This window comes from Streptomyces sp. NPDC005303, assembly GCF_040607335.1.
In the GTDB taxonomy this organism is placed as follows: Bacteria; Actinomycetota; Actinomycetes; order Streptomycetales; family Streptomycetaceae; genus Streptomyces.
The window spans coordinates 1-22,318 of the sequence record NZ_JBEXGM010000039.1 but is presented as its reverse complement, the minus strand read 5'-3'; the positions used below and the strand labels follow the sequence as shown (position 1 = coordinate 22,318).

Annotated in this window: 20 protein-coding genes and 1 pseudogene; 9 read left to right on the top strand and 12 right to left on the bottom strand. The window is 71.4% G+C overall.

Going from position 1 to position 22,318, the window contains the following annotated elements:
- Window positions 1–9: 9 nt before the first annotated feature.
- Together ABZT93_RS35135 and ABZT93_RS35130 are read left to right on the top strand one after the other, a co-directional pair.
- Window positions 10–231: pseudogene (locus ABZT93_RS35135) on the top strand (acyltransferase); the annotation flags it as partial.
- 160 nt (window positions 232–391) lie between these two features.
- Window positions 392–1,651, top strand: coding sequence for an MFS transporter (locus tag ABZT93_RS35130; protein WP_356112315.1), 1,260 nt, complete (start codon window positions 392–394; stop codon window positions 1,649–1,651).
- 28 nt (window positions 1,652–1,679) lie between these two features.
- Here ABZT93_RS35130 and ABZT93_RS35125 read toward each other — a convergent pair whose 3' ends face one another.
- The 4 genes from ABZT93_RS35125 to ABZT93_RS35110 form a co-directional block, all read right to left on the bottom strand.
- Window positions 1,680–2,480 carry an ABC-2 family transporter protein gene (locus ABZT93_RS35125; protein WP_356112313.1) on the bottom strand — a complete coding sequence of 267 codons (801 nt, stop codon included), beginning with the start codon at window positions 2,478–2,480 and terminating at the stop codon, window positions 1,680–1,682.
- Between the two features lie 5 nt (window positions 2,481–2,485).
- Window positions 2,486–3,289, bottom strand: coding sequence for an ABC-2 family transporter protein (locus ABZT93_RS35120; protein WP_356112311.1), 804 nt, complete (start codon window positions 3,287–3,289; stop codon window positions 2,486–2,488).
- A gap of 1 nt (window position 3,290) precedes the next feature.
- A complete protein-coding gene (locus tag ABZT93_RS35115) occupies window positions 3,291–4,307 on the bottom strand; it encodes an ATP-binding cassette domain-containing protein (protein WP_356112309.1) in 1,017 nt (338 codons plus the stop codon).
- 289 nt (window positions 4,308–4,596) lie between these two features.
- Window positions 4,597–5,850: an FAD-binding protein gene (locus tag ABZT93_RS35110; protein ID WP_356112307.1), complete on the bottom strand. Its 1,254-nt coding sequence runs from the start codon at window positions 5,848–5,850 to the stop codon at window positions 4,597–4,599.
- 120 nt (window positions 5,851–5,970) lie between these two features.
- On the opposite strand from ABZT93_RS35110, the gene ABZT93_RS35105 reads away from it, so the two are divergent.
- The 4 genes from ABZT93_RS35105 (at window position 5,971) to ABZT93_RS35090 (ending at window position 11,374) form a co-directional block, all read left to right on the top strand.
- Window positions 5,971–6,978 carry a hydroxyacid dehydrogenase gene (locus tag ABZT93_RS35105; RefSeq protein WP_356112306.1) on the top strand — a complete coding sequence of 336 codons (1,008 nt, stop codon included), beginning with the start codon at window positions 5,971–5,973 and terminating at the stop codon, window positions 6,976–6,978.
- 90 nt (window positions 6,979–7,068) lie between these two features.
- A complete protein-coding gene (locus tag ABZT93_RS35100) occupies window positions 7,069–7,731 on the top strand; it encodes a pyridoxamine 5'-phosphate oxidase family protein (RefSeq protein ID WP_356112304.1) in 663 nt (220 codons plus the stop codon).
- 62 nt (window positions 7,732–7,793) lie between these two features.
- Window positions 7,794–9,116: a radical SAM protein gene (locus tag ABZT93_RS35095; protein ID WP_356112302.1), complete on the top strand. Its 1,323-nt coding sequence runs from the start codon at window positions 7,794–7,796 to the stop codon at window positions 9,114–9,116.
- A gap of 785 nt (window positions 9,117–9,901) precedes the next feature.
- A complete protein-coding gene (locus tag ABZT93_RS35090; RefSeq protein WP_356112300.1) occupies window positions 9,902–11,374 on the top strand; it encodes a cellulose-binding domain-containing protein in 1,473 nt (490 codons plus the stop codon).
- A 122-nt stretch (window positions 11,375–11,496) separates the two neighbouring features.
- Here the strand turns inward: ABZT93_RS35090 and ABZT93_RS35085 are convergent, their stop codons facing one another.
- The 7 genes from ABZT93_RS35085 to ABZT93_RS35055 all read right to left on the bottom strand — a co-directional run bounded on the left by ABZT93_RS35085 (window position 11,497) and on the right by ABZT93_RS35055 (window position 18,072).
- A complete protein-coding gene (locus ABZT93_RS35085; RefSeq protein ID WP_356112298.1) occupies window positions 11,497–12,174 on the bottom strand; it encodes a GntR family transcriptional regulator in 678 nt (225 codons plus the stop codon).
- A gap of 111 nt (window positions 12,175–12,285) precedes the next feature.
- Window positions 12,286–13,287 (bottom strand): proline racemase family protein, encoded by a 1,002-nt coding sequence (locus ABZT93_RS35080; protein ID WP_356112296.1) that lies wholly within the window; start codon window positions 13,285–13,287, stop codon window positions 12,286–12,288.
- A gap of 35 nt (window positions 13,288–13,322) precedes the next feature.
- On the bottom strand, window positions 13,323–14,219 hold the full coding sequence (locus ABZT93_RS35075; protein WP_356112295.1) for a dihydrodipicolinate synthase family protein: 897 nt from the start codon (window positions 14,217–14,219) through the stop codon (window positions 13,323–13,325).
- 62 nt (window positions 14,220–14,281) lie between these two features.
- Window positions 14,282–15,706, bottom strand: coding sequence for an NAD(P)/FAD-dependent oxidoreductase (locus ABZT93_RS35070; RefSeq protein WP_356112293.1), 1,425 nt, complete (start codon window positions 15,704–15,706; stop codon window positions 14,282–14,284).
- Window positions 15,699–15,998 carry a (2Fe-2S)-binding protein gene (locus ABZT93_RS35065; RefSeq protein ID WP_356112291.1) on the bottom strand — a complete coding sequence of 100 codons (300 nt, stop codon included), beginning with the start codon at window positions 15,996–15,998 and terminating at the stop codon, window positions 15,699–15,701. The genes ABZT93_RS35070 and ABZT93_RS35065 overlap by 8 nt, the downstream gene beginning before the upstream one ends.
- Entirely contained in the window at window positions 15,995–17,158 is a 1,164-nt protein-coding gene (locus tag ABZT93_RS35060; protein WP_356112290.1) for an FAD-binding oxidoreductase, read from the bottom strand. Before ABZT93_RS35060 ends, ABZT93_RS35065 begins: the two co-directional genes overlap by 4 nt.
- 98 nt (window positions 17,159–17,256) lie before the next feature.
- Window positions 17,257–18,072 carry a hypothetical protein gene (locus tag ABZT93_RS35055; RefSeq protein ID WP_356112288.1) on the bottom strand — a complete coding sequence of 272 codons (816 nt, stop codon included), beginning with the start codon at window positions 18,070–18,072 and terminating at the stop codon, window positions 17,257–17,259.
- Between the two features lie 579 nt (window positions 18,073–18,651).
- Between ABZT93_RS35055 and rsgA the strand changes: the two genes are divergently transcribed.
- The 3 genes from rsgA to ABZT93_RS35040 all read left to right on the top strand — a co-directional run bounded on the left by rsgA (window position 18,652) and on the right by ABZT93_RS35040 (window position 21,807).
- Window positions 18,652–19,743: a ribosome small subunit-dependent GTPase A gene (gene rsgA, locus ABZT93_RS35050; RefSeq protein ID WP_356112286.1), complete on the top strand. Its 1,092-nt coding sequence runs from the start codon at window positions 18,652–18,654 to the stop codon at window positions 19,741–19,743.
- A gap of 190 nt (window positions 19,744–19,933) precedes the next feature.
- A complete protein-coding gene (locus ABZT93_RS35045; protein ID WP_356112370.1) occupies window positions 19,934–21,322 on the top strand; it encodes an Ada metal-binding domain-containing protein in 1,389 nt (462 codons plus the stop codon).
- Between the two features lie 2 nt (window positions 21,323–21,324).
- On the top strand, window positions 21,325–21,807 hold the full coding sequence (locus tag ABZT93_RS35040; RefSeq protein WP_356112284.1) for a methylated-DNA--[protein]-cysteine S-methyltransferase: 483 nt from the start codon (window positions 21,325–21,327) through the stop codon (window positions 21,805–21,807).
- Here the strand turns inward: ABZT93_RS35040 and ABZT93_RS35035 are convergent.
- The gene (locus ABZT93_RS35035) at window positions 21,804–22,175 is read right to left on the bottom strand and encodes a PPOX class F420-dependent oxidoreductase (protein WP_356112283.1); all 372 of its coding nucleotides are present in this window, start codon (window positions 22,173–22,175) and stop codon (window positions 21,804–21,806) included. The two genes, ABZT93_RS35040 and ABZT93_RS35035, sit on opposite strands and share 4 nt — an antisense overlap.
- Between the last annotated feature and the right edge of the window lie 143 nt (window positions 22,176–22,318).

The following is a 22,318-nucleotide window of genomic DNA, read 5'->3' as shown; positions in this document are numbered from 1 at the left end:
GCGTGACAGGGAACGATCAGCTACTCGGTCTATCTGGTGCATCCGGTCCTGCTGGCGGTGATCGACGGCACGATCGGCCGACGGCGGCAGGACAGTCCCATGCTCGAAGTGGCCTTCTTCGCTGCGCTGTTGCCCGTGTGCCTGCTGACCCACCGTTGCGTCGAAGCACCCGGCCAGGCCTTGGGCCGCAGGTTGGCGGCCCGCGTGCAGCCGTCGCGTACCGGGCGCTGAACAGCCGATACCCGAAATACGGTCCCTGGAGACCGGTCAGACCCTCGTCGCGCCACTTCCCGCGGTACCCGGGCCGCGGCACCCGGGCGTCGAAAGTCGGTTCCGTGCCGGTGCAGGCGGCCCTAGGGTTGCCCAGGTTGTCCGGGACCTGGGGAGGGGCATGGCGCACGAGGTGCGGCGGGACGGAGCGTCCGATGACAGTACGGCTTCCTGGTCGTCCGACGACCAGGCGCGTCCGTTGTGGCGGCAGCGGGACTTCGCCGTCTTCTGGGCCGCGCAGACGCTCTCCGTCCTCGGTGACTCCTTCGCCCTGATCGCCCTGCCCCTGCTGGTGCTGGAGGCCACGGGCTCCCTCGCGCGGATGGGCCTGCTGACGGCGGTCGGCGGCGCCGCCTCCGTCGTCGCCGCCGTGTTCGCGGGCGTGCTGGTCGACCGGGTCGACCGGCGTCGGCTGCTCATCGGCTGCGACCTCGTACGCATGGTGCTGTACGCGGTGATCCCGCTGGTGTGGCTGTTCGGGCCGCGGGTCTGGCTGCTGTACGCGGTGCTGCCGGTGTGCGAGGCGGTCGGCATGCTGTTCGCGGTCGGGTACGTCACCGTCGTACGGAGTCTTGTCGGGACCGGTCAACTGACGGAGGCCAACGGGCGGTTGAACGCGACGGCCGCCGCGGCCGGGGTGCTGGGACCCGTGTGCGCGGGGGTGGTGGCGGCCTGGACCGGCCCCGCCACGGCGGTCGGCGTGGACGCGGCGAGTTTCGGGGTGTCGGCGCTGTGCACGTTCTTCGTGCGGTTCCGCGCCCGTCCCGACGCGGCGCCCCAACGCACCGGCCTGTGGCGTGACCTGCGCACCGGAGTGGCGTTCCTGCGCGGGCACCCGGTGCTGCGCTCGCTCACCGCGCTGCTGTTCGTGTTCAGCTTCCTCACCCTCGGCCTGAACGACCTGGTGATCTACCACCTCAAGCACGACCTCGGCCACGACGACGGCACGGTCGGCACCGTCATGGCCGTCGGCGCGCTCGGCACCATCGCCGGCGCCCTGCTGGTGGCCCGGGTACGCCGACGGCTCGGTTTCGGCGCGGTCTGGACCGGCTCGGTGGCGCTGTGCGGGCTCGCCTTCGCCGGCATCGGCTGGGCCCGTGACGTACCGGCCGTCGCCCTGCTCACCGCGGTCTTCCTCGCCTGCGGCGGAATGGCCGGCACCTGCTCCATGTCGCTACGCCAGGAGGTTACCCCGGAACCGCTCCTGGGCCGGGTCACCGCGGCCTTCTGGACCCTGCACTACTCAGCGGCCCCGATCGGCGCGGCCGTCCTGACCTGGGCCGCCGAACACCAGGGCACGGCCCCGGTCGGCGTGGCCGCCGGCGCGTGCTGCGTACTGATCGCGATCACGGCTCTGTTCACCCCCGTCCGGCGGGCCTGAGACCACGTCCGCCGGGCAGGGCCCGACGTCACCCGTTGACCCCCGCATAGTGCCGAAGACTCCACCGCCACAGCATCCGCGACCCCAGGTACGCCACCACGCCCAACAGGGGTGAGACCGCCGCCAGCCAGTACGGGGCGCCCGTGTCGTGGCCGTGGCCGGTGAGGACCGCCGCCGGGAAGTAGGCGACGAAGGCGAGGGGGAGACCGTAGGTGAGGAGGCCGCCGACCGCCTTCGGGAGGACGTTGAGGGGGTAGCTGCCGAAGGTGCCGAGGAGTTCCTCCAGCCAGCGGCTCCAGTAGTCCGCGGCCGGGAAGCGCAGGCCCGCGCAGGCGATCGCCGTGAAGAGGGCCGCCTCCAGGAACATGCCGCCGATGACGGCGGCGATCAGGTAGGAGATCCGGCCCGGTGTCCAGTCCAGTTGGCTACGGCTCAGGGCGCCGACCATCAGGCCGACCGCGACCGTCAGGTCGCCGATCGCGTTCGTGGGGAAGAACTCCAGCTGGAGTTGGCGGTACACCGGCATCGGGCGGGTCAGGTAGATGTCGATCCGGCCCTCCTGGATCTGCCGGCCCGCGCCGTGCACCCGGCCCAGCAGCAGCACGAACAGCCCGTGGGCCAGCATCCGCGTCGCCGGGATCAGCAGGACCTCCGAACTGTCCCAGCCGCCCATCCCGGTGAACCGGGTCAGCAGCACGGTGGCGAACACGATCACCGACACCTGCCAGATCGCACCGATCGCGATCATCAGCAGGAACTCCGTGCGGTACTCCAGCTGCGCACGGAAGTTGAGACGCGTGACGCGCCACGCGATCCGCATGCCGTTCACAGGCCTCAGCCTCCTTGGGAGATGACGCGACGGGCGGCCCGCCGCCACAGGAAACGGGTGAACAGGTGGAGCGCCACGGCCCAGAACGCCTGGATCGCCAGCTGCCCGAAGGCGTCCGACAGCGGGATGCGGCCGATGTACAGGGACAGGGGCACGCTCAACGTGGCCTGGAACGGCAGGAATCCGCTCAGCGTGATGAACCAGTCCGGGAAGAACCACAGCGGCGCGTACACACCGGACAGCAGGTTCTGCGCGAAGATCAGGATCAGCATCGCCGCGTTGTTGCGGACCGTCCAGAAGCACAGTTGGTCCAGCACCAGCATCACGTGGTACAGCACGAACTGGCCCAGGAGCAGGCTCAGCGCGAACACCCCCGCCACGGCTGCCGACCTCGGCGGATCCACCACCCCGGCCGCCAGACAGACCAGGTAGCCGGCGAGGGCCCACGCGAACCCGTACAACTGCTCGCCGACGGCCCGCAGGGCGTGGTAGCGCTGGGGCGGCAGCGGGCGCAGATACCAGTAGACGATCGTACCGAAGTGCATGTGCTGCAACACGGTGTCCCGGCCCGCGTACTGGTCCAACTCCCGCAGGCGGGAGGCGAGTACGGCCAGGACGGCGTATGTCACCGCCTGGCCCTCGGTGAGACCCGCGGTGGTGCCGGTGTGCGAGTACAGGCCGTGCCACAGGGAGGCCACCAGGACCACCTGGACGGCCAGCCGGACCAGCACGGCCGTCATCCGGGGCGGTGCGTGCAGCTCGCCGAGCGGGGTGACCCGCGCGGCGCGCCAGGCGTGCAGGACGGCCATCTCAGACCGCCTCGGTCGCGGGTTCGGCGTGGACGTAGGCCGCCCGCATCACGTCTTCGAGGTCGGCCTCGTCGATGGCGACGCCCGTCACCTCGTACCGCTCGATGACCGCCTTCAGGGCCTGGTGCACGGTGGGGGAGCCCGGTCCGTCGGGGCTCTCGGGGCCGAAGACGACCTGCGGGCCCTCCTTGCGCAGCACCGCGATCCCGGGCAGCGGGACGACGTCCGTGTGCGCGTCGGCCAGGGTCGCGCGGACCTGCCAGGTGGAGCCGAACTTGCGGCGGATCTCGTCGAGCGAGCCGTCCAGGACGAGCCGGCCGTGGTTGATCAGGACGACGCGTTCGGCGAGCCGCTCGACCTCGGTCATGTCGTGGGTGGTCAGCAGGACCGTACGGCCGCGCTCCTCCACCTGGTGGCGCAGGAACTCCCGCACCTGCTCCTTGACCACCACGTCCATGCCGATGGTCGGCTCGTCGAGGAAAACGACCGGCGGGTCGTGCAGCAGCGCGGCCGCGAGGTCGCAGCGCACCCGTTGGCCCAGGGAGAGATGACGGACCCGGGTGTCCCAGAACGCGGACAGCTCCAGGATGTCGTCGAACTCCGCGAGCCGGGCCGCGTGTTCGGCCTTCGGCACCTCGTAGATGTCCCGGAGGATGGAGAACGACTCGCGCACCGGCAGGTCCCACCACAGCTGGGTGCGCTGCCCGAACACCGCGCCGATGTTACGGGCGTTGCGTTCGCGATCCTCGTACGGCACCACGCCCGCCACCCGGGCCTCGCCCGAGGTGGGCGTGAGAATGCCGGTGAGCATCTTGATGGTGGTGGACTTGCCGGCGCCGTTCGGGCCGAGCAGGGCGAGCAGTTCGCCGGGCGCCACGTCGAAGGTGATGTCCGAGACGGCGTGCTTGGCGACCCGCTCCGGGTTGACCAGGGAGCGAAGGGTGCCGGCGAGGCCGGGGCGACGGACGGTGGTATGGAAGGTGCGGGACAGGCCGCGAACCTCGATGTTTCCGGGCACGCTGTGAACTCCCTTGTCGTGAACAAGAGTTGCGGCCGGTCGGCTTGGAGGGCCGACCGGCCGCGGGTACCCCATGACCGTCGCAGAATCCCGATCACACTGGCAATGGATTAACCCACCTGTGAATTGGACTAATCGAACACCGGAGGTCACCGGTGGAGGACCGAGAAGGCGAACGAGAACTCCGCCGACTCGGCCCGCAGGACCGAGCCGACACCGTGGTGGCCGTGGTGGCCGTGGCCGAGGTTGACCCACACCGCGGCAGGGTCACCTCGGGAGCTTCATACAGTCAGTCGGCGAGTACGGTCCGGACGAAGGCGTTGGCGAATTTCGCCTCGGGGTCCAGCTCGTGCGCCAGCTTCCGGAAGTCGCCGAGCCTGGGCCAGCGCTCGCGCAACACATCCGCGGGCGTGGTGAAGACCTTGCCCCAGTGCGGCCGTGCGTCGAAGGGGTCCAGCGCCTCCTCCAGCCGCCGCACCACCGGAAGGACGGCCGTCGTGTCCGCGATCCAGGTGAAGTGCAGGGCCACGGTGTCCCGGCCGTAGGAGGGGCTCAGCCACTGCTCGTCGGCGGCCACGGTCCGCACCTCGCAGGTCTGGAGCACCCCGGCGACCGTCTCCCGGATGCCGTCCACCGCGTGCAGCGCCTGGACGGCGTGCTCGCGCGGCAGCAGGTACTCCGACTGGAGTTCCGCCCCGCTGCTCGGCGTGAACTCGGCCCGGAAGTGCGGCAGTCGGTCGTGCCAGGGCCCCGGCACCCCGAACTGTTCGGTGCAGTTGACCGCGGGCATCCCCGGCACCGGGTGCATCTTCTCGGTGGCGGGCGCGGCCCACGGGAAGTCGGCGAGCGGCTGGTCCGTCCGCCGCTTGACCCAGACCTGCCGGAAGCCCGGAGCGCGCCAGTCGGTGAAGAGGCTGACGCTGTACGCCGTCGACATGACCGTCCCGAAGGCCGCCGAGTCCAGCCCGGTGAGGGGGAGTTCGGTGAAGACGTACTGCTCCACGTCGAAGGACGGCACGAGGTCCAGGGTGAGCGCGGTGACGACACCGAGCGCGCCCAGTGAGGTGACCGCGCCGCCGAAACGCGGGTCCTCCCGGCCGATGGTCAGCGACGAGCCGTCCGCCGTGACCAGCTCCACCTCACGCACGGCAGAGGAGAGCGGACCGTTGCCGACGCCCGAGCCGTGGGTGCCGGTCGCCACCGAGCCGGCCACCGAGATGTGCGGAAGCGAAGCCATGTTGGGCAGCGCGAGGCCGTGGGCGTGGACGACACGGGCGAGTTCGGCGTACCGGACGCCGCCCGAGACCCGTACCGTACGGGCCTCGGTGTCCACGTCGATCACCGGCGGCAGGTCGGCGATCGACAGCAGGACGCCCTCCGGGCCCGGCTCGGCGATCTCGTTGAAGGAATGCCCGCTGCCCAGCACCCGCACCCGCGCGCTGCCCGCGATCAGGGCGGCGAGCCCGTCGAGCGAGTGGGGCCGGTGCAGTTCCTCGGCGGAGTAGGTGATGTTCCCCGCCCAGTTGGTGATCGTCTCCGACATGTCCGTCGTTCCTCCCGGAAGTGTGTATGCGTTGACCCTCTCATTTGTCGGGCCCTACCGTAGAGAGCGTTTTCTACAACCTTTCCGTACGCCTTTCCGCAGGTATGGAGGACCACCACCTTGCCCGAGCGACCCCAGGCGCTGTTCGCCATGACCGCCGAGAACCTGCCGCTCGTCTTCCCGCCCGCGGTGCTGGCGCGGCTGCGGGAGTGCGTGGACATCGATCCCGCGCTGGTCGCCGAGGACCTCACCGACCCCGCTCTCGCGGACGTCCTGGCCCGCACCGAGATCCTCGTGACCGGCTGGGGCTGCCCCCGGCTGGACGCGGCCGTCCTCGACGCGGCCCCGAAACTGCGGGCCGTCCTGCACTCGGCCGGCTCGGTCAAGGGCTTCGCCACCCCCGAGATCTGGCGGCGCGGGATCGCCGTCTCCTCGGCGGCCGAGGCCAACGCGCTGCCCGTCGCCGAGTACACGCTCGCCATGATCCTCCTCGCCGGCAAGGACGTCTTCGTACGCCGCGAGCGGATGCGCGCCGAGCGGGCGTCCCACGGCTGGGGGGTCGTGCCCGGCATCGGCAACCACGGGCGGCGGGTCGGGGTGATCGGGGCGTCCCGGATCGGGCGCAAGGTGATCGAGCTGCTGCGCCCGTTCGACCTGGCGGTGAGCCTGACGGACCCGTACGTGGACGAGGCGGGGGCGGCGGAGCTGGGTGTCCCCCTGATGGGGTTGGACGACCTCCTGCGCAGGTCCGACATCGTGACCGTGCACGCCCCGGAGACCCCGGAGACCCGGCACCTGATCGGCCGCCGCGAGCTGGCCCTGATGCCGGACGGCGGGGTCCTGATCAACACCGCGCGGGGCAGCCTGGTCGACACGGACGCCCTCGTGGATGAACTGCGCACCGGCCGCCTGTCCGCGGTCCTGGACGTCACCGACCCGGAACCCTTGCCCGCCGACTCCCCCCTCCACGACCTGCCGGGCGCCTTCGTCACCCCGCACCTCGCGGGGTCCCAGGGCAACGAGCTGGCGCGCCTGGGCCTTGCGGTCGCCGAGGAGGCGGCGCGGGTCGTGTCACGGGCGGGGCTCGCGTGGCCGGTGGACTACGCCGGACTGGCACGAACGGCCTGAGCTACGGATTTCGTTGTTCCAGGGCTTGGACAAGGATCAGCTGTGCCGAGGGCTGGTCTCGGAGCCGCTGAATCAGTAGCGTCCCGGTTCATGGCTCCTGATCAGCTTCCCGAGACCGACCTCACCCGCCACCGGCGTCTGCGCGAACAGGGCAGCCTGGACCGGGCCGACCTGGAGGCCATCCTCGACGCCGGGTTCGTCTGTCATCTCGGGGTCGTGGTCGAGGGGCGGCCGATCGTCGTGCCCACGGTGTACGGACGGGACGAGCGGCAGCTCTATCTGCACGGCTCGGTGGCCAGCCGCAGTCTCGCGGGCGGTACGACGGTCTGTGTCACGGTCACGCACGTCGACGGGCTGGTCCTCGCGCGGTCCGTCTTCGAACACGGCGTCAACTACCGCAGCGCGATGATCCACGGCGAGGCCCGCAAGGTGACCGACCCCGAGGAGAAGCTGATGGGCCTGCGCCGGCTGACCGAACACGCGACGCCCGGGCAGTGGTCGTACGCCCGGCAGCCGAGCCGGAAGGAACTCGCGGCCACCACCCTGCTCGCCCTCCGCCTCGACGAGTCCTCCGTCAAGATCCGTACCGGCGCGCCCGACGACGGGGACGGGCCCGACGCCGAGCTGGGGCTCTGGGCGGGTGTGCTTCCGCTCACCTCGGCGTGGGGTGCGCCCGTTCCCGACCCGTCGCTGCCCCCGGAAACGCCCGTACCGTCCCATATCGCGCGCCGTGAGGGGACCCGGCACGGGTGATGTCGGTGCGAGGGCATACCGTGAGGAGTCGGTCGTACGTCTGAGCCGGGAGGAGACACGGGATGGGCAGCCGTACCGCGCTGGTCGAGGATCTGATGGAGCGGTTTCCGCAGGTACCGCGGGAAGCCGTCTTCAAGGAGGACCTGCTGCGAGGTGGCGTGGCCTTCGACCCGTCCGCCCTCAGCGACAACGAGTCCGGTGAGGTGAAGCCGAAGTCGTACTTCATCTTCTCCTTCGACCACGGGACCCTGCCGGAGCTGGGCGAGGCCGCGCTGCGCCGGCCGCCGGAGGAGATCATCCTCACCGGCGGACCGTACGACCTCCGGCGAACCGTGGTGTCGGTGCGGGTGAACCCCGCCTCGCCGTACCGGGTGGCGGCCGATGACTCCGGCATGCTCGGGCTCTACCTCGACGGGAAGCGGATCGCCGACGTGGGTGTGCCGCCGATGCCGGAGTACTACCGGCACAAGCTCTCCAGCGGGAAGTCCGTCATGGAGGTCGCCCCGACCATCCAGTGGGGCTATCTGATCTATCTGACCGTCTTCCGGGTGTGCCAGTACTTCGGCGCCAAGGAGGAGTGCCAGTACTGCGACATCAACCACAACTGGCGCCAGCACAAGGCGGCCGGGCGGCCCTACACCGGGGTCAAGGACGTCGAGGAGGTCCTCGAAGCCCTGGAGATCATCGACCGGTACGACACCGCGAAGGCGTCCACCGCCTACACGCTCACCGGCGGCGCGATCACGTCGAAGCTGCAGGGGCGTGACGAGGCCGACTTCTACGGTCTCTACGCCAAGGCCATCGAGGAGCGCTTCCCGGGCCGGTGGATCGGCAAGGTCGTCGCGCAGGCGCTGCCGAAGGACGACGTGCAGCGCTTCAAGGACTACGGCGTGCAGATCTACCACCCCAACTACGAGGTGTGGGACGAGTACCTCTTCAAGATGTTCTGCCCGGGCAAGGAGCGGTACGTCGGCCGGGACGTGTGGCACAAGCGGATCCTGGACTCCGCGGAGGTGTTCGGGCCGCGCAACGTCATCCCCAACTTCGTCGCGGGCGTCGAGATGGCGGAGCCGTTCGGCTTCAAGACGGTCGACGAGGCGATCGCGTCCACCACCGAGGGCCTGCGGTTCTTCATGTCGCACGGCATCACGCCCCGCTTCACGACCTGGTGCCCCGAGCCGACCACCCCGCTCGGCAAGGCCAACCCGCAGGGCGCGCCGCTGGAGTACCACATCCGGCTGCTCCAGGCCTACCGCCAGACCATGGACGACTTCGGCCTCTCCTCGCCCCCCGGGTACGGCCCTCCCGGCCCCGGCCGCGCCGTCTTCTCGGTGAGCTCCTTCATGGACAGCCTTCCGGCGGCGCCGGAGTCGGTCGAGGTCTGAGGTTCCGGGACTGGACTGGGCTGTCCGGGGCGGGGGTCTGCCTCGCGTGAGGGTCGGCTTGGGTCGGCTGTGGTGGCTGTCTGGAGTGGTGGTCTTCCGGTGGCTGCGGGGTCGGTCGGGGGCTGGGGCCTCCCAACCGGCCGGGCTCGGGGCTGCCCCATGACGGTCGGCTTCGGGCGCGTTATGCCGGTGGCCGGAGCGGTGTCCAGGGGGGCGCGTGACGTCGTGTGTCGCGAGGAGTTCGGTGACTCGGCGGCCCGAGAGGGGGATGTCCATCCCGGGGTCGGCGCGAGCTTGACGGCCGCCATGGCCGGCCACTCCGGGTCGGCCGGCAGAAACATGTGCCGGTAGGCGCGGGGGCGTTCGTGGTGGGCGTAGATCATCTGTCGGCCCTCCTGCGGTCAACGCAGGGGCGCCCGCAGGCCTCCACACGTCCTCCGCCGAGCGCGTTCACCACGCTCCATGCCGTCCGGCGTGAGCACCGCGTACGGGCCCTGCTCGCGCTTCGGGGCCCCGATGTCCGACTTTCGCCCGGGACTGATTCTCCGTTACGGCTGGTACCTGTGTGGCGCAATTGATACGTTCCCGCTTCCGGTCCGTACAAGAAGACGTGACTCCGCGCAGCAATGTGCCGTGGGGGAGTGGACCGAACCCTCGGTAACCGATTTGAATAGCCTGCTTGTCAGTTGTGTGGGAGACGTGAAAGGCTCCTGTCCTGCCGCGAGGTTCCCCCCAACTCCTTTGCCAGTGTGGCGAGTTGACCTCGCTTTCGATGCAGGAGACCCATGCCCGACCTGCCGACCCCCCAGGACGCCGCTGAGGCCGCGCTGTTCTCCGAGTGCTGGGATGCCGTGCTGTCGTACGCCGATCTGTGCACGGCCGGCTCCACCGCCGCCACCGAACTGGCCACGGAGGCATTCTCCCTCGGCATGCGCGAGGCCCGCGACGCGGAGGCCGCCGTCCGCGGCATCGGCCGCCGTCCGGCCCGACTGCCCCGGATACCCCTGCTGCTCACCGCCGTTCGCACCACCGCGGCCGACTGGGAGACACAGGGCCTCGGCCACCGCCTCGACCCCGATCTGCGGCTGTGGCTCAACTCCGACAAGGCCGCCCGCTACACGGGCCCCCCGCTGCAACGCCCCATCGCCCTGCGCGGACTGCGCGATCTGCAGGCGGCGGACGCCGAACTGCTGTGGCTGGCCGAGGTGGAGGCACTGCCGCTGCCCACCGTGGCCCGTCGGCTCGGCCTCGACCCCGCCACCGTGGGCGACGAACTCGCCCAGGTGCGCGGCCTGTTCCGGGACCGCAGCCACCGCAACCACCTCGACATGCCGATGGACGCGCGGTGCCGCAGTTACGCACGGCTGCTCGACGCCGTCACCCGCTCCACCTCCGGTGAGACCCCGGACGACCTCTCGCGCCACCTCGCGCGCTGCCGCCAGTGCGCGGAGGCCGCCGCCTGCCTTCGACTGCACGGCGGCGGGCTGCCCGCGGCCCTGGCGGGCGGGGTGATCGGCTGGGGCGGGCTCGCCTATCTGGAGCGCCGCCGCCGGGCCGCCGAGGTGCGTCTCGGCGCCGGCCGCCCGCAGGCCCTGGAGAGCGGGCCCCCCAACCCCGGCGCGCACAAGGCGAAGGTCGTACGCAACGGACTGCTCGTCGCCGCTGTCCTCGTCTCCCTGCTCGCCCTCGCCGTCTCGATGATGCCGGGCGACGACATGCACAACGGTGCCGCCGAGCCCGGCATCTCCGCCGAGGGCCAGCCGGTGGCCAACCCCACCTCGTCGGTCCCCGCCGCCACCTCGCGGGCTCCCCGCTCGGCGAAGACCTCCGGCACGCCCACGGGCAACCCGTCCGAGTCCACCGGTGCGAAGAACTCCGACCCCGAACCGCAGGGCACCTCCTCCGGCGGCGCCGAGGAACCGGAGCCCAGCGAGAGCGTCACGCCCCGCTGCCAGGTCGAGTACTCCCTCGTCAACCAGTGGCCCGACGGCTTCCAGGCCGCCGTCACCGTCACCACCACCGAGGCCCTCAGCGACTGGCGGGTCACCTGGTCCTTCAAGGACGGCCAGAAGGTGACGCAGATGTGGGACGCGAACTTCACCCAGAGCGGCGCGAAGGTCACCGCGAGCGCCGCCGACTACAACAAGTCGGTCCCCGCGCACGGTTCGCTCTCCTTCGGCTTCCTCGCCTCCTGGCAGAGCAAGAACGCCCCGGCGTACGACTTCTCCCTCAACGGACAGGAGTGCGCCAAGTCCTGAGGCCCGCACCCCTGAGGCGGGTCCAGTCGAAGCACGCCCGGCTGTACCCACCCAGGGGCGCGGGGAACTGCGCGACCGGCTCCCACCGGCCCGCATCCGCCGAACCGCCCGCCCCGCCCGTCCTACTGCGCCGCCCACAACCCCCGGACATGACCGATGTGACGAGTCATCACCTCGCGCACAGCCCCCTCGTCGCGGGCGACCAACGCGTCGAGGAGTTCGAGATGCTCCTCGGCGGAGGCCAGCAGGCGGCCCGACTTCACCAGCGGGGTGAGGCCGTACAGCCGTGACCGCTTGCGGAGGTCGCCGACCACCTCGACCAGATGGGCGTTGCCCGCGAGGGCGAGCAGGCCGAGATGGAAGCGGGTGTCGGCCTCGACGTACGCGATGAGGTCACCCGACACGGCCGCCTGGACGATTTCCCGGGCGGCGGGACGCAGCGCCTCCAGGTAGACAGGGTCGGCGGTCGAGGCCAGCTCCACGATGGTGGGGATCTCGATGAGCGCGCGGATGTGGGTGTACTCGTCGAGCTGCTTCTCGGACACCGCGGTGACCCGGAACCCCTTGTTGGGGACGGCGTCGACCAGGCCCTCCTTGGCGAGGTCGAGCATGGCCTCGCGTACGGGCGTGGCCGACACACCGAAGCGGGCGGCCAGCGCGGGCGCCGAGTACACCTGCCCCGGGAGCAGTTCGCCCGCGATCAGTGCGGCCCGCAGCGCGTCGGCGACCCGCTCCCGGTAGCTGCTCTTCTTGCCGCCGAGGACGGGCAGAGCGGGGGTGCTGAGTCGCTGGGCGGCCATGAGGGGCATCTCCTAGTGGTGCAATGTCACGCGGGGACCAGTGGTGCAATGTCACGCGGCACCCGGCTTTGTCCTCGACGCGCACAGCGTATAGCGCGCAGCGCACAGTGCTCAGAGGACGAAGCCCGCCGGGAACGGATCGGTCGGGTCGAGCAGATACTGGGCCGTGCCGGTGATCCACGCGCGCCCGGTGAAGCTGGGCAGCACGGCGGGGCGGCCCGCCACCTCGGTGGTGCCGAGGAGCCGGCCGGTGAACCGTGTCCCGATGAAGGACTCGTTCACGAACTCGGTGTGCAGCGGGAGTTCGCCACGCGCGTGCAACTGGGCCATGCGCGCACTGGTGCCGGTGCCGCAGGGGGAGCGGTCGAACCAGCCGGGGTGGATGGCCATCGCGTGCCGGGAGTGCCGGGCGGTGGCACCGGGCGCGATCAGATGGACGTGGTGACAGCCGCGGATGGACGGATCCTCCGGGTGGACGGGCTCCTCCTCGGCGTTGATCGCCGCCATGAGGGACAGCCCCGCTTTCAGAATGTCGTCCTTACGGGCCCGGTCGAAGGGCAGCCCGAACTCCTCGAGCGGCAGGATGGCGTAGAAGTTGCCGCCGTACGCAAGGTCGTATGTCACCGTCCGGCCGTCGGCCAGTGCGATCTTGCGGTCAAGGGCGACGGAGAAGGACGGCACGTTCTGGAGGGTGACGTTCTTCGCCCTGCCGTCCTCCACCGCGACCTCCGCGACGACCAGGCCCGCCGGGGTGTCGAGGCGGATCGTGGTGACCGGCTCGACGACCTCGACCATCCCGGTCTCCACCAGTACGGTCGCCACCCCGATCGTGCCGTGGCCGCACATCGGCAGATAGCCCGAGACCTCGATGTAGACGACACCCCAGTCGCAGTCGGGGCGGGTCGGCGGCTGGAGGATCGCGCCGCTCATCGCCGAGTGCCCGCGCGGCTCGTTCATCAGGAGTTGCTTGACGTCGTCGCGGTGCTCGCGGAAGTACAGCCGCCGCTCGTTCATGGTCGCGCCCGGGATCGTGCCGATCCCGCCGGTGATCACACGGGTGGGCATGCCCTCGGTGTGCGAGTCGACGGCGTGCAGGACGAGTTTGCTGCGCATGGCGCTCCTGGTGATCGGGTGATGATTTTCGCGGCTCAGGCGAGCCCGGCCGCGACCGCCTTCTCGGTGGCGGCCCGCACGACGGCCTCCTGCTCGGGCAGCAGCGGGACGCGCGGCGGACGGCAACTCCCGCCGTGGCGGCCCACGATGTCCATCGACAACTTGATCGCCTGCACGAACTCGACCTTGGAGTCCCAGCGCAGCAGCGGGTGCAACTGCTCGTACAGCTTCTTCGCGGTGGCGAGGTCGCCGCTCACGGCCGCCCGGTACAGCTCGACGCTCGACCTGGGCAGCGCGTTCGGATAACCGGCCACCCAGCCCTTCGCGCCCGCGAGCGCCAGCTCCAGCAGGACATCGTCGGCACCGATCAACAGGTCGAGTTCCGGGGCGAGTTCGGCCAGCTGATAAGCGCGCCGGACGTCACCCGAGAACTCCTTGACCGCGCGGACGAACCCCTCGTGGTGCAGCTTGGCCAACAGGTCCGGCACCAGATCGACCTTGGTGTCGATGGGGTTGTTGTACGCCACGACCGGCAGGCCCGCCTTCGCGACCTCGGCGTAATGCGCGAGCACCGACCGTTCGTCGGCGCGGTAGGCGTTGGGCGGCAGCAGCATCACGGACGCGCAGCCCGCGTCGCGCGCCTGCTCGGCCCAGCGGCGGGACTCCGCCGAGCCGTACGCGGCGACACCCGGCATCACCCGCTCACCGCCGATCGCCGCCACGGCCGTCTCCACGACCCTGGCCCGCTCCTCGGGCGTGAGTACCTGGTACTCACCGAGCGAGCCGTTCGGTACGACACCGTCGCAGCCGTTCTCGACCAGCCAGGCGCAGTGCTCGGCGTACCTGTCGTGGTTCACGGACAAGTCGTCGTTCAGCGGGAGAGCGGTGGCGACGAGAACACCGCGCCAGGGGCGGAGGTCGGTGGTGGTCATGCGGTTTCCCTCTCAATAGGGTGTGACATTTCACTGATCCCGGTTCTGCCGTCTTCTCCGGCCTAGGGCTCATCGGTCCGTTCGGTCCGTTCGGTCCCTTCGGTCTCCCCGGCCCGCGCCAGCACGCCCAGCGGCACCGGCCGGGCGAACGGCCTGCGCCCCGGCGTCTGAGCGCACCCGGCGACTCCGGCCACTCCGGGCCCGCACACCCGGCCCTGGCACCAGCCCATCCCGGCCCGAGTCAGCAGCTTCACGGTCCGCAGATCACCGGCCCCCAGCTCCCGCACCGCCTCCCGCACCGCACCGGCCGACACCTCCTCGCAGCGGCACACCACCGTCTCGTCGGTGACCTGTTCGGCCCAGTGCGCGGGAGGCGCGTACACGGAGTCGACGGCGGCGAAGAAGGCCCGCAGCGTCTGCCGGGTACGCGCGGCGGCGGCGCACTGACCCGGCTCCGGTGTCCGTCCGGCCAGCCGTGCCGTGATCGACCGCCCGGCGATGTGTCCTTCGGCGAGCGAGAGGGCGGAGCCGCCGATGCCGGTGGTCTCGCCCGCCGCCCACACGCCCGGTACGTCGGTGCGCTGCTCGTCGTCGACGTACACGTCCGTCCCGTCGACCCGGCAGCCCAGCGCGTCGGCGAGGTCGGTGTGCGGCAGCATGCCGTGGCCCACGGCGAGGGTGTCGCAGACCAGGCGTCGCCGGGTGTCCGGGCGCACCCGGCCGTCCCGGTCGAGGGCGGCGATCGTCACGGCCTCCAGCCGCTCGGTGCCGTGCGCCTCCACGACGGTGTGGTGGAGGAGCGTACGCACCCGGTGCCGGAGCAACTGCCCCGCGTACCGGGCCCCTTCGGCCACCTTCTCCGGCCGGCCCGCCAGCGCCCGCGACCGCCGTACGAACGATGTCGGGTCGGCCGAGTCCACCAGGGCGGCGACCGTGGCGCCCGCCGCGGCGAGCCCGGTGGCGACGGGCAGCAGCAGCGGTCCGGTCCCGGCGACGACAGCGGTACGGCCGGGCAGTACGAGCCCGCCCTTGAGCATGGCCTGCGCGCCGCCGGCGGTGACGACGCCGGGCAGGGTCCAGCCGGGGAAGGGCAGCACCTTCTCGTAGCCGCCGGTGGCGAGGAGGACCGCCTCGGCGCGCACCTCGGCCGGTGCCTCCTGCTCGGGGCCGATGAGGGCGTGCACGGTGAAGCCGGAAGTGCCCCGGCGCTCGACGAACCAGACATGATGATCCGTCAGGTGCCGTACGGTACCCGCCCGCACATGCGTGCGCAGTCCGTCCCGCAGCCTCTCCCAGGTTCGCCACTGATGGTGCAGTGCCTGCGGGCGACGGGCCCCGAGCCCAGGCGCGGGCTGCCGGTAGAACTGGCCGCCCGCCTCCGCCGCCGAGTCGATCAGCGTGACGTGGAGGCCGCGGGCGGCCGCCGCGAGGGTGGCCGCGAGCCCGGCGGGGCCCGCGCCGATGACCGCCAGACCCGGTTCACTCATGGTGGCCCGCCCCCTCCTGCGTGCGGATCGCGTCGCCCGGCCGCAGGGGTACCAGGCAAGCCCGCTGGTTGGGGCGGTCGTTGACGGTCACCAGGCAGTCGAAGCAGACGCCGATGCCGCAGAAGATCCCGCGCGGGCGGCCCTCGCCCCGGGTGGTGCGCCAGGAGGTGACCCCCGCCGTCCACAGTGCGGCGGCGACGGTCTGGCCCGGCAGGGCCTCGATCTCCCGCCCGTCGAAAGTGACGGTGAAGGCGGGGCCGGGCTCGGCGCGCACCAGCTCCAGGGGATTCACGACGCCTCCCGGGAGTCGGGCGAGGGGAAACGGTCGGGCCGGAAGGGTGCGAGATCCAGCGCGGGAGCGTGCCCGGTCAGCACCTGGGCGATCAACTGCCCTGTCCCGGTGGACAGTCCGATGCCCGCTCCCTCGTGCCCGCACGCGTGGAACAGGCCGGGCACCCGCGGATCGGGGCCGATGGCGGGCAGGTGATCGGGCATGTACGGCCGGAACCCGAGGTAGGTCCGCATCGCGCGCACCCGCTCCAGGAACGGGAACAGCCGGGTCGCGCCCGCCGCCAGCGCCCGCAACGCGGGCAGCGACAACGCACGGTCGAAGCCCACCCGTTCACGGGTGGCGCCGATGAGGACGGGCCCCGCCGCCGTCCCCTCCACCACCGGCGAGGTCTGCAGAGCCGCCGAGTCGCTGGCCACGTCGGCCACGTAGTCGGCGGCGTACACCTTGTGGCGTACCAGGCGGGGGAGCGGTTCGGTGACGAGGACGAAGCCGCGCCGGGGGAGCAGGGGGAGGTCCACTCCCGCCAGCGCGGCCAGCTCACCGCCCCAGGTCCCGGCGGCGTTGACGACATGCGGCGCATGGATCTCGCCCCGGTCGGTCCGCACCCCGCGTACGGCACCGCCGGTACCGCGCAGCACCTCGGTCACCGTCGAGCCGGTGATCAGACGGGCACCCGAGGCCTGTACGAGATGGGCGGCGGCCAGCGTCGGCATGACCTGCGCGTCCTGGGGATACAGCACGCCACCCGCGAGTCCGGGTGCCAAGTGGGGTTCCAGATCGGCGAGTTGATCTCCCCTCACCCGCACGGCCTCGACACCTGAGGCCCGTTGCCCGGTCGCGAACCTCTCCAGGGCTTCGAGGCCGTTCGGGGTGGCGGCGACGACCAGGCCGCCCTTGAGTTCGTATTCGATCGCGTCGCCGACCTCCTGCGCCAGGTCGGCCCACAACCGGCCGGACAGCAGGGCGAGTTCGAGCTCTGGACCCGGTTCCTTGTCGGAGACCAGGAGATTGCCCTCACCGGCGCCGGTCGTGCCACCGGCCACCGGGCCACGGTCGACGACGATCACGTCGAGGCCCGCCCGGGTGGCGTACAGGGCACAGGCCGCACCCACCATCCCGGCTCCGACGACCACGACATCGCAGGTCAGACGCTTGCTCACAGCAGTACTATGTCACATGTCGCTCTGCGCGGGAACACCCGGAACACCCTGACGGCGGCGTGCGCCGCCGCGCTCACCGGCCCGTCATTCGATCTCGTTCACTCGATCTCGTTCGGATCGGCGGCCGGGGTCCGACCCGCGTGGACCTCCTTCAGACGTGCCGTGCCCAGCTTCGCCGCCTGCTCGGTGGTGTCGCCGTCGGCCCCGCCGAGGCCGCCGTTGGTGAAGGTGATCGCGTCCGTGCCGACCCGCAGGGCCGCGACGTCGAGGGTGAGGGTGGTGAGCGAGCCGCCCGAACTCCCCTGGACCGTGACCTGCAGCCCCTGACGAGCGTCGCCCACCTTGGGCAGGGAGTTCTCGGTCACCTGGACGGTGCGCCGGGCGCCGGAGCTGTCCGTCGCCGTGAACTGGTCGCACTTGACCGGCAGACTCTTCAGCCAGGCGAAGGACGTGTCCAGCCCGGCCTTGCCATAGGCGGCCACCTGGTACAGCAACCGGGACTCGCCCTCCTGGAAGCCGGTGAGCGCGGACGCCCCGGACGGTTTGCCCAGGAGATCGTCGTCGTAGAGCCGGTCGAGGAGCTTCTGGCAGTCGGCGGCGTCCGTCTTGGCGGTGAGGAAGTCGGCGACGTCGACCTTGCCGACCAGCAGGCTGTCGCGCCAGGTGGCCGCGTTCTTGACCTGATCCCAGTCACCCTCCAGATCCGCCTCGGTCACCAGCGCGGCCCGCGCCCCGGCCGCCGTGAGCGCGGCCGGGGACTCCTGTGCGAGGGGCGAGGAGGAGATCTCCGCGGTGTCCGCGCGGTCCGCCCCGCTGTCGTCGCCGGCCGAACACGCGGCGGTCGTCAACAGGACCCCGGCGGCCAGGGCAGGGGCGAGGACGCGGAAGGGGCGGGGCAAACGGTGGGTCGTCACGAGCTCTCCTGGAGGTGGGGGTCGCTCTCCATGCCACAACCCCTCCTCCCGTACGACCAGCGCACCGGGCTGTTCGAGTGAGGAGGACGCTCGCCCAGGGGTCCGGAAAGCCGGTGGCGCCCCCGAGGCCGGCGCCTCTGAGGTGAAACCCCTGAGACCGCGGTCCGGTGTCATCAGGGCCGACATTCCGTTGCGTTGCCGCCATTCGGCCCCCATTCAGGTCGATGACGGCGTGGAAGCTGAAGTAGATCGCGTCGTCGGCCGCCGTCGCGGGGCTCCCCAGGGCCCCGCCGATGTCCCCCGCCGATGTAGAGGCACGGCTTGTGACCCTGTCGCATAAATTCGGTGGCGCCGGAATGTTGGTGCCTCTAGGGTGAAGTCCGCTTCACACGGTGGCTGTCGGCCGCCGGTGTCGGCCGAGTGAGAAACGGGAGGTGTGACCGATGGCTGTCTCTGTGACGGGCGCTGCCCGCAACCAGAAGTTCATCCACTCCACCCCCGTGGTCTCCGGCTGACCTTTCCTGTCTCCTTCGCGCCTGCGAGTGCGCGCGGCCGGGTCCACCCTGTGAAGGGTCTCCCTTGACTTCCACCTCAGTTTTCTCCGCTCTCGCTCCCTACGGCTGGGACGAGGCATGGGCGGACGCGTTCGCCCCCTACGAGCCCGAGGGGCTCCTGCCCGGACGCGTGGTCCGGGTCGACCGCGGGCAGTGCGACATCGTCACCGCCGACGGCATCCTGCGGGCCGACACCGCCTTCGTCACCCCGCACGACCCCATGCGGGTGCTGTGCACCGGCGACTGGGCCGTCGTCGAACCCGCGGGCAACCCACGTTACGTACGGACGTATCTGCCGCGCCGTACCGCCTTCGTGCGCTCCACCTCCTCCAAGCGGTCCGAGGGGCAGATCCTCGCGGCCAACGTCGACCACGCGATCATCGCCGTGTCGCTGGCCGTCGAACTGGACCTCGGCCGCATCGAACGGTTCCTGGCCCTGGCCTGGGAGTCGGGCGCCCAGCCGATCGTCGTGCTCACCAAGGCCGACCTCGTGCCGGACGCCGTCACCCTCTCGTACCTCGTGCGGGACGTGGAGACGACGGCGCCGGGAGTCCCGGTGCTGACCGTCAGCGCGCTGGACGGGGAGGGGCTCGACGTCCTCGTCGCGGTCGTCTCCGGCGGTACGACCGTGCTGCTCGGCCAGTCCGGTGCGGGGAAGTCCACGCTGGCGAACGTACTCATCGGCGAGGACGTGATGACCGTGCAGGCCGCACGGGACGCGGACGGCAAGGGCCGCCACACGACCACGACCCGTAACCTCCTCGCCCTGCCCGGTGGGGGTGTGCTGATCGACACGCCCGGCCTCAGGGGGGTCGGCCTGTGGGACGCCGAGACCGGCGTCGGACAGGTCTTCTCCGAGATCGAGGAACTGGGCCGGCGGTGCCGCTTCCACGACTGCGCGCACGAGAGCGAGCCGGGGTGCGCGGTGCTGGCCGCGATCGACTCCGGCGAGCTGCCCGAGCGGCGGCTGGAGAGCTACCGGAAGCTGATCCGGGAGAACCAGCGGATCGTGGCGAAGACGGACGCGAGGCTCCGTTCGGAGATTCGGAAGGAGTGGAAGAAACGGGGCGCGCAGGGCAAGGCGGCGATGGAGGCGAAGAGGGGGCGGTGGGCGTAGTCGTCCGGCGGCCGGTCGCGCGCATCCCCACGTCCCTGGCGGGGTTACAGCGGGGCATGGCTGTACTGCACCCACTCAGGGGCGCGGGGAACAGCGCGACCAGCCACGACGGACCCGCACCCGCCCACGTACCGTCCTGTCCGATTTCCGCCAGCGGCACCCCAGCTCAGGGCGGAGACTGGATGGCGTGATGGACGAGGACACCAGGTACGAAGCCGTCCGCAGCCGGGACGCCCGGTTCGACGGAGAGTTCTTCTTCGCCGTCGAGACGACCGGGATCTACTGCCGCCCCAGCTGTCCCGCGGTGACCCCGAAGCGCCACAACGTCCGCTTCTACGCGACGGCCGCCGCCGCGCAGGGCTCCGGGTTCCGGGCCTGCCGGCGGTGCCGTCCGGACGCGGTGCCCGGCTCCGCGGACTGGAACGTCCGGGCCGACGTCGTGGGCCGGGCGATGCGCCTGATCGGCGACGGTGTCGTCGACCGGGAGGGCGTCGCCGGGCTCGCCGACCGCCTCGGCTACAGCGCCCGCCAGGTGCAGCGCCAGCTCACCACCGAGCTCGGCGCCGGCCCTGTGGCCCTGGCCCGCGCCCAGCGCGCGCACACCGCGCGCGTCCTGCTCCAGACCACCGGCCTGCCGGTCACGGAGATCGCGTTCGCGTCGGGCTTCGCCAGCGTGCGGCAGTTCAACGACACGGTCCGCGAGATCTACGCGGCCACCCCCAGCGCCCTGCGTGCCGCCGCCCGGACCTCCCGCCGTGCGGCCACCCGAACGGCGGGCATTCCGCTACGACTGGCGCACCGCGGCCCCTACCGGTCCGGCGAAGTCTTCGACCTGCTGGAGAGCGAGGCCGTACCCGGCGTCGAGGAGGTGAGCGGGGCACCCGGCCGGCGCACCTTCCGCCGTACCCTCCGTCTCCCGCACGGCACCGGCATCGTCGCCGTCCTCGAACGCACCGGCACGACCAGGACCACCTCCGGCGCACACCCCGGCGGCTGGCTCGACGCCCGACTGCACCTCACCGACCCCCGCGACCTGACCACCGCGGTCGGACGGCTCCGGCGGCTCCTCGACCTCGACGCCGACCCCTACGCCGTCGACGAGCGGCTCGGCGCCGACACTCGGCTCGCCCCCCTGGTCGCCGCCCGCCCCGGACTCCGGTCGCCGGGTGCCACCGACCCCGAGGAGTTGGCCGTACGGGCCCTGGTCGGCCGTACCGAATCCGAACGGCTCGTCCAGCGGTACGGCAAGACCCTGGACGCGCCCTGCGGCAGCCTCACCCACCTCTTCCCCGAGCCCGCGGCCCTCTCCGAGGCGTCCGGCCCGCTGGGCGCGCTGGCCGGCGCCCTCGCCGACGGCGCCGTACGACTCGATCCGGGCGCCGACCGCGACGAGGCACAGCACGCACTCCGCGCCCTGCCGGGCCTGGACGCCCGTACCGTCGCCGTCCTCCGCACCCGCGCCCTCGGCGACCCCGACGTCGCCCCGCCGGGACTCGACACCGCCGACATCCCCGACACCTGGCGCCCCTGGCGCTCCTACGCCTGGCAACACCTGCGCGCTGCAGGAGAGTTGGAGTAATCATGGCCATCCGCTGGACCCACGTCGACAGCCCCGTCGGCACCCTGCTCCTCACCGCCGACGAGACCGGCGCGCTGACCTCGCTGTCCGTCCCCGGGCAGAAGAACGGCCCTACCGTCCAGGAGGGCTGGGTGCACGATCCCGCCCCCTTCCGGGACGCCGAGGAGCAGCTCGCCGCCTACTTCGCCGGTGAACTCAAGGAGTTCCAGCTGGAGTTGCGCTCCGAAGGCACCGAGTTCCGGACGCGGGTCTGGGACGCCCTCGACGACGTTCCGTACGGCGCGACCGTGACGTACGGCGAGATCGCCGCGCGCGTCGGGGCCGCCCGCGTCGCGGTCCGGGCCGTGGGCGGCGCGATCGGCGCGAACCCCCTGCTGATCCTCCGCCCCTGCCACCGGGTGATCGGCGCGAACGGCCTGCTCACCGGGTATGCGGGCGGCCTGGAACGCAAGACCGCCCTGCTCACCCTCGAAGGGGCCCTCTAGGACTCCTCCAGCCCCCAGCTGTGGATCCGTCGCGGATGGATGCGGATCAGCTCCTCGCTGAAGTGCGGGCCCAACTCGTGCGGTCCGGTGAGGAGTTCCGCCTCCCCACGGATGTCGACGCCACGCACTGTCCAGGGCTTCAGGCTGACGATGTCGTCGACGACCAGTGCGACCTTCGGGTTCTTCTGGAGGTTCCGCCACTTCTTGGTGCGGCCCATCGCATACCCGCCGATCAGGATGGTGCCGTCGTCCTGCGGGAAGAAGCCGACCGGGTTCGCCTGCGGCTGTCCTTGCGGATCGACCGTGGCGAGTCGCCCCAGCCGCTGGGACCTCAGGTACGCGCGCTCGGCCTCGCTGAATTCGGTCATGGCAGCCACCCAAACACGCGCGCGCGGTCCGCACATCGGAATCTCGCCCTAGGTCGTGTCCGCAAAGTGGTTGGTGCGTTGGTCTGTTTGTGGTGCGTCGTCATGAGCTGACCGATGAATCGTGGGCGGTGATCGAGCCGTTG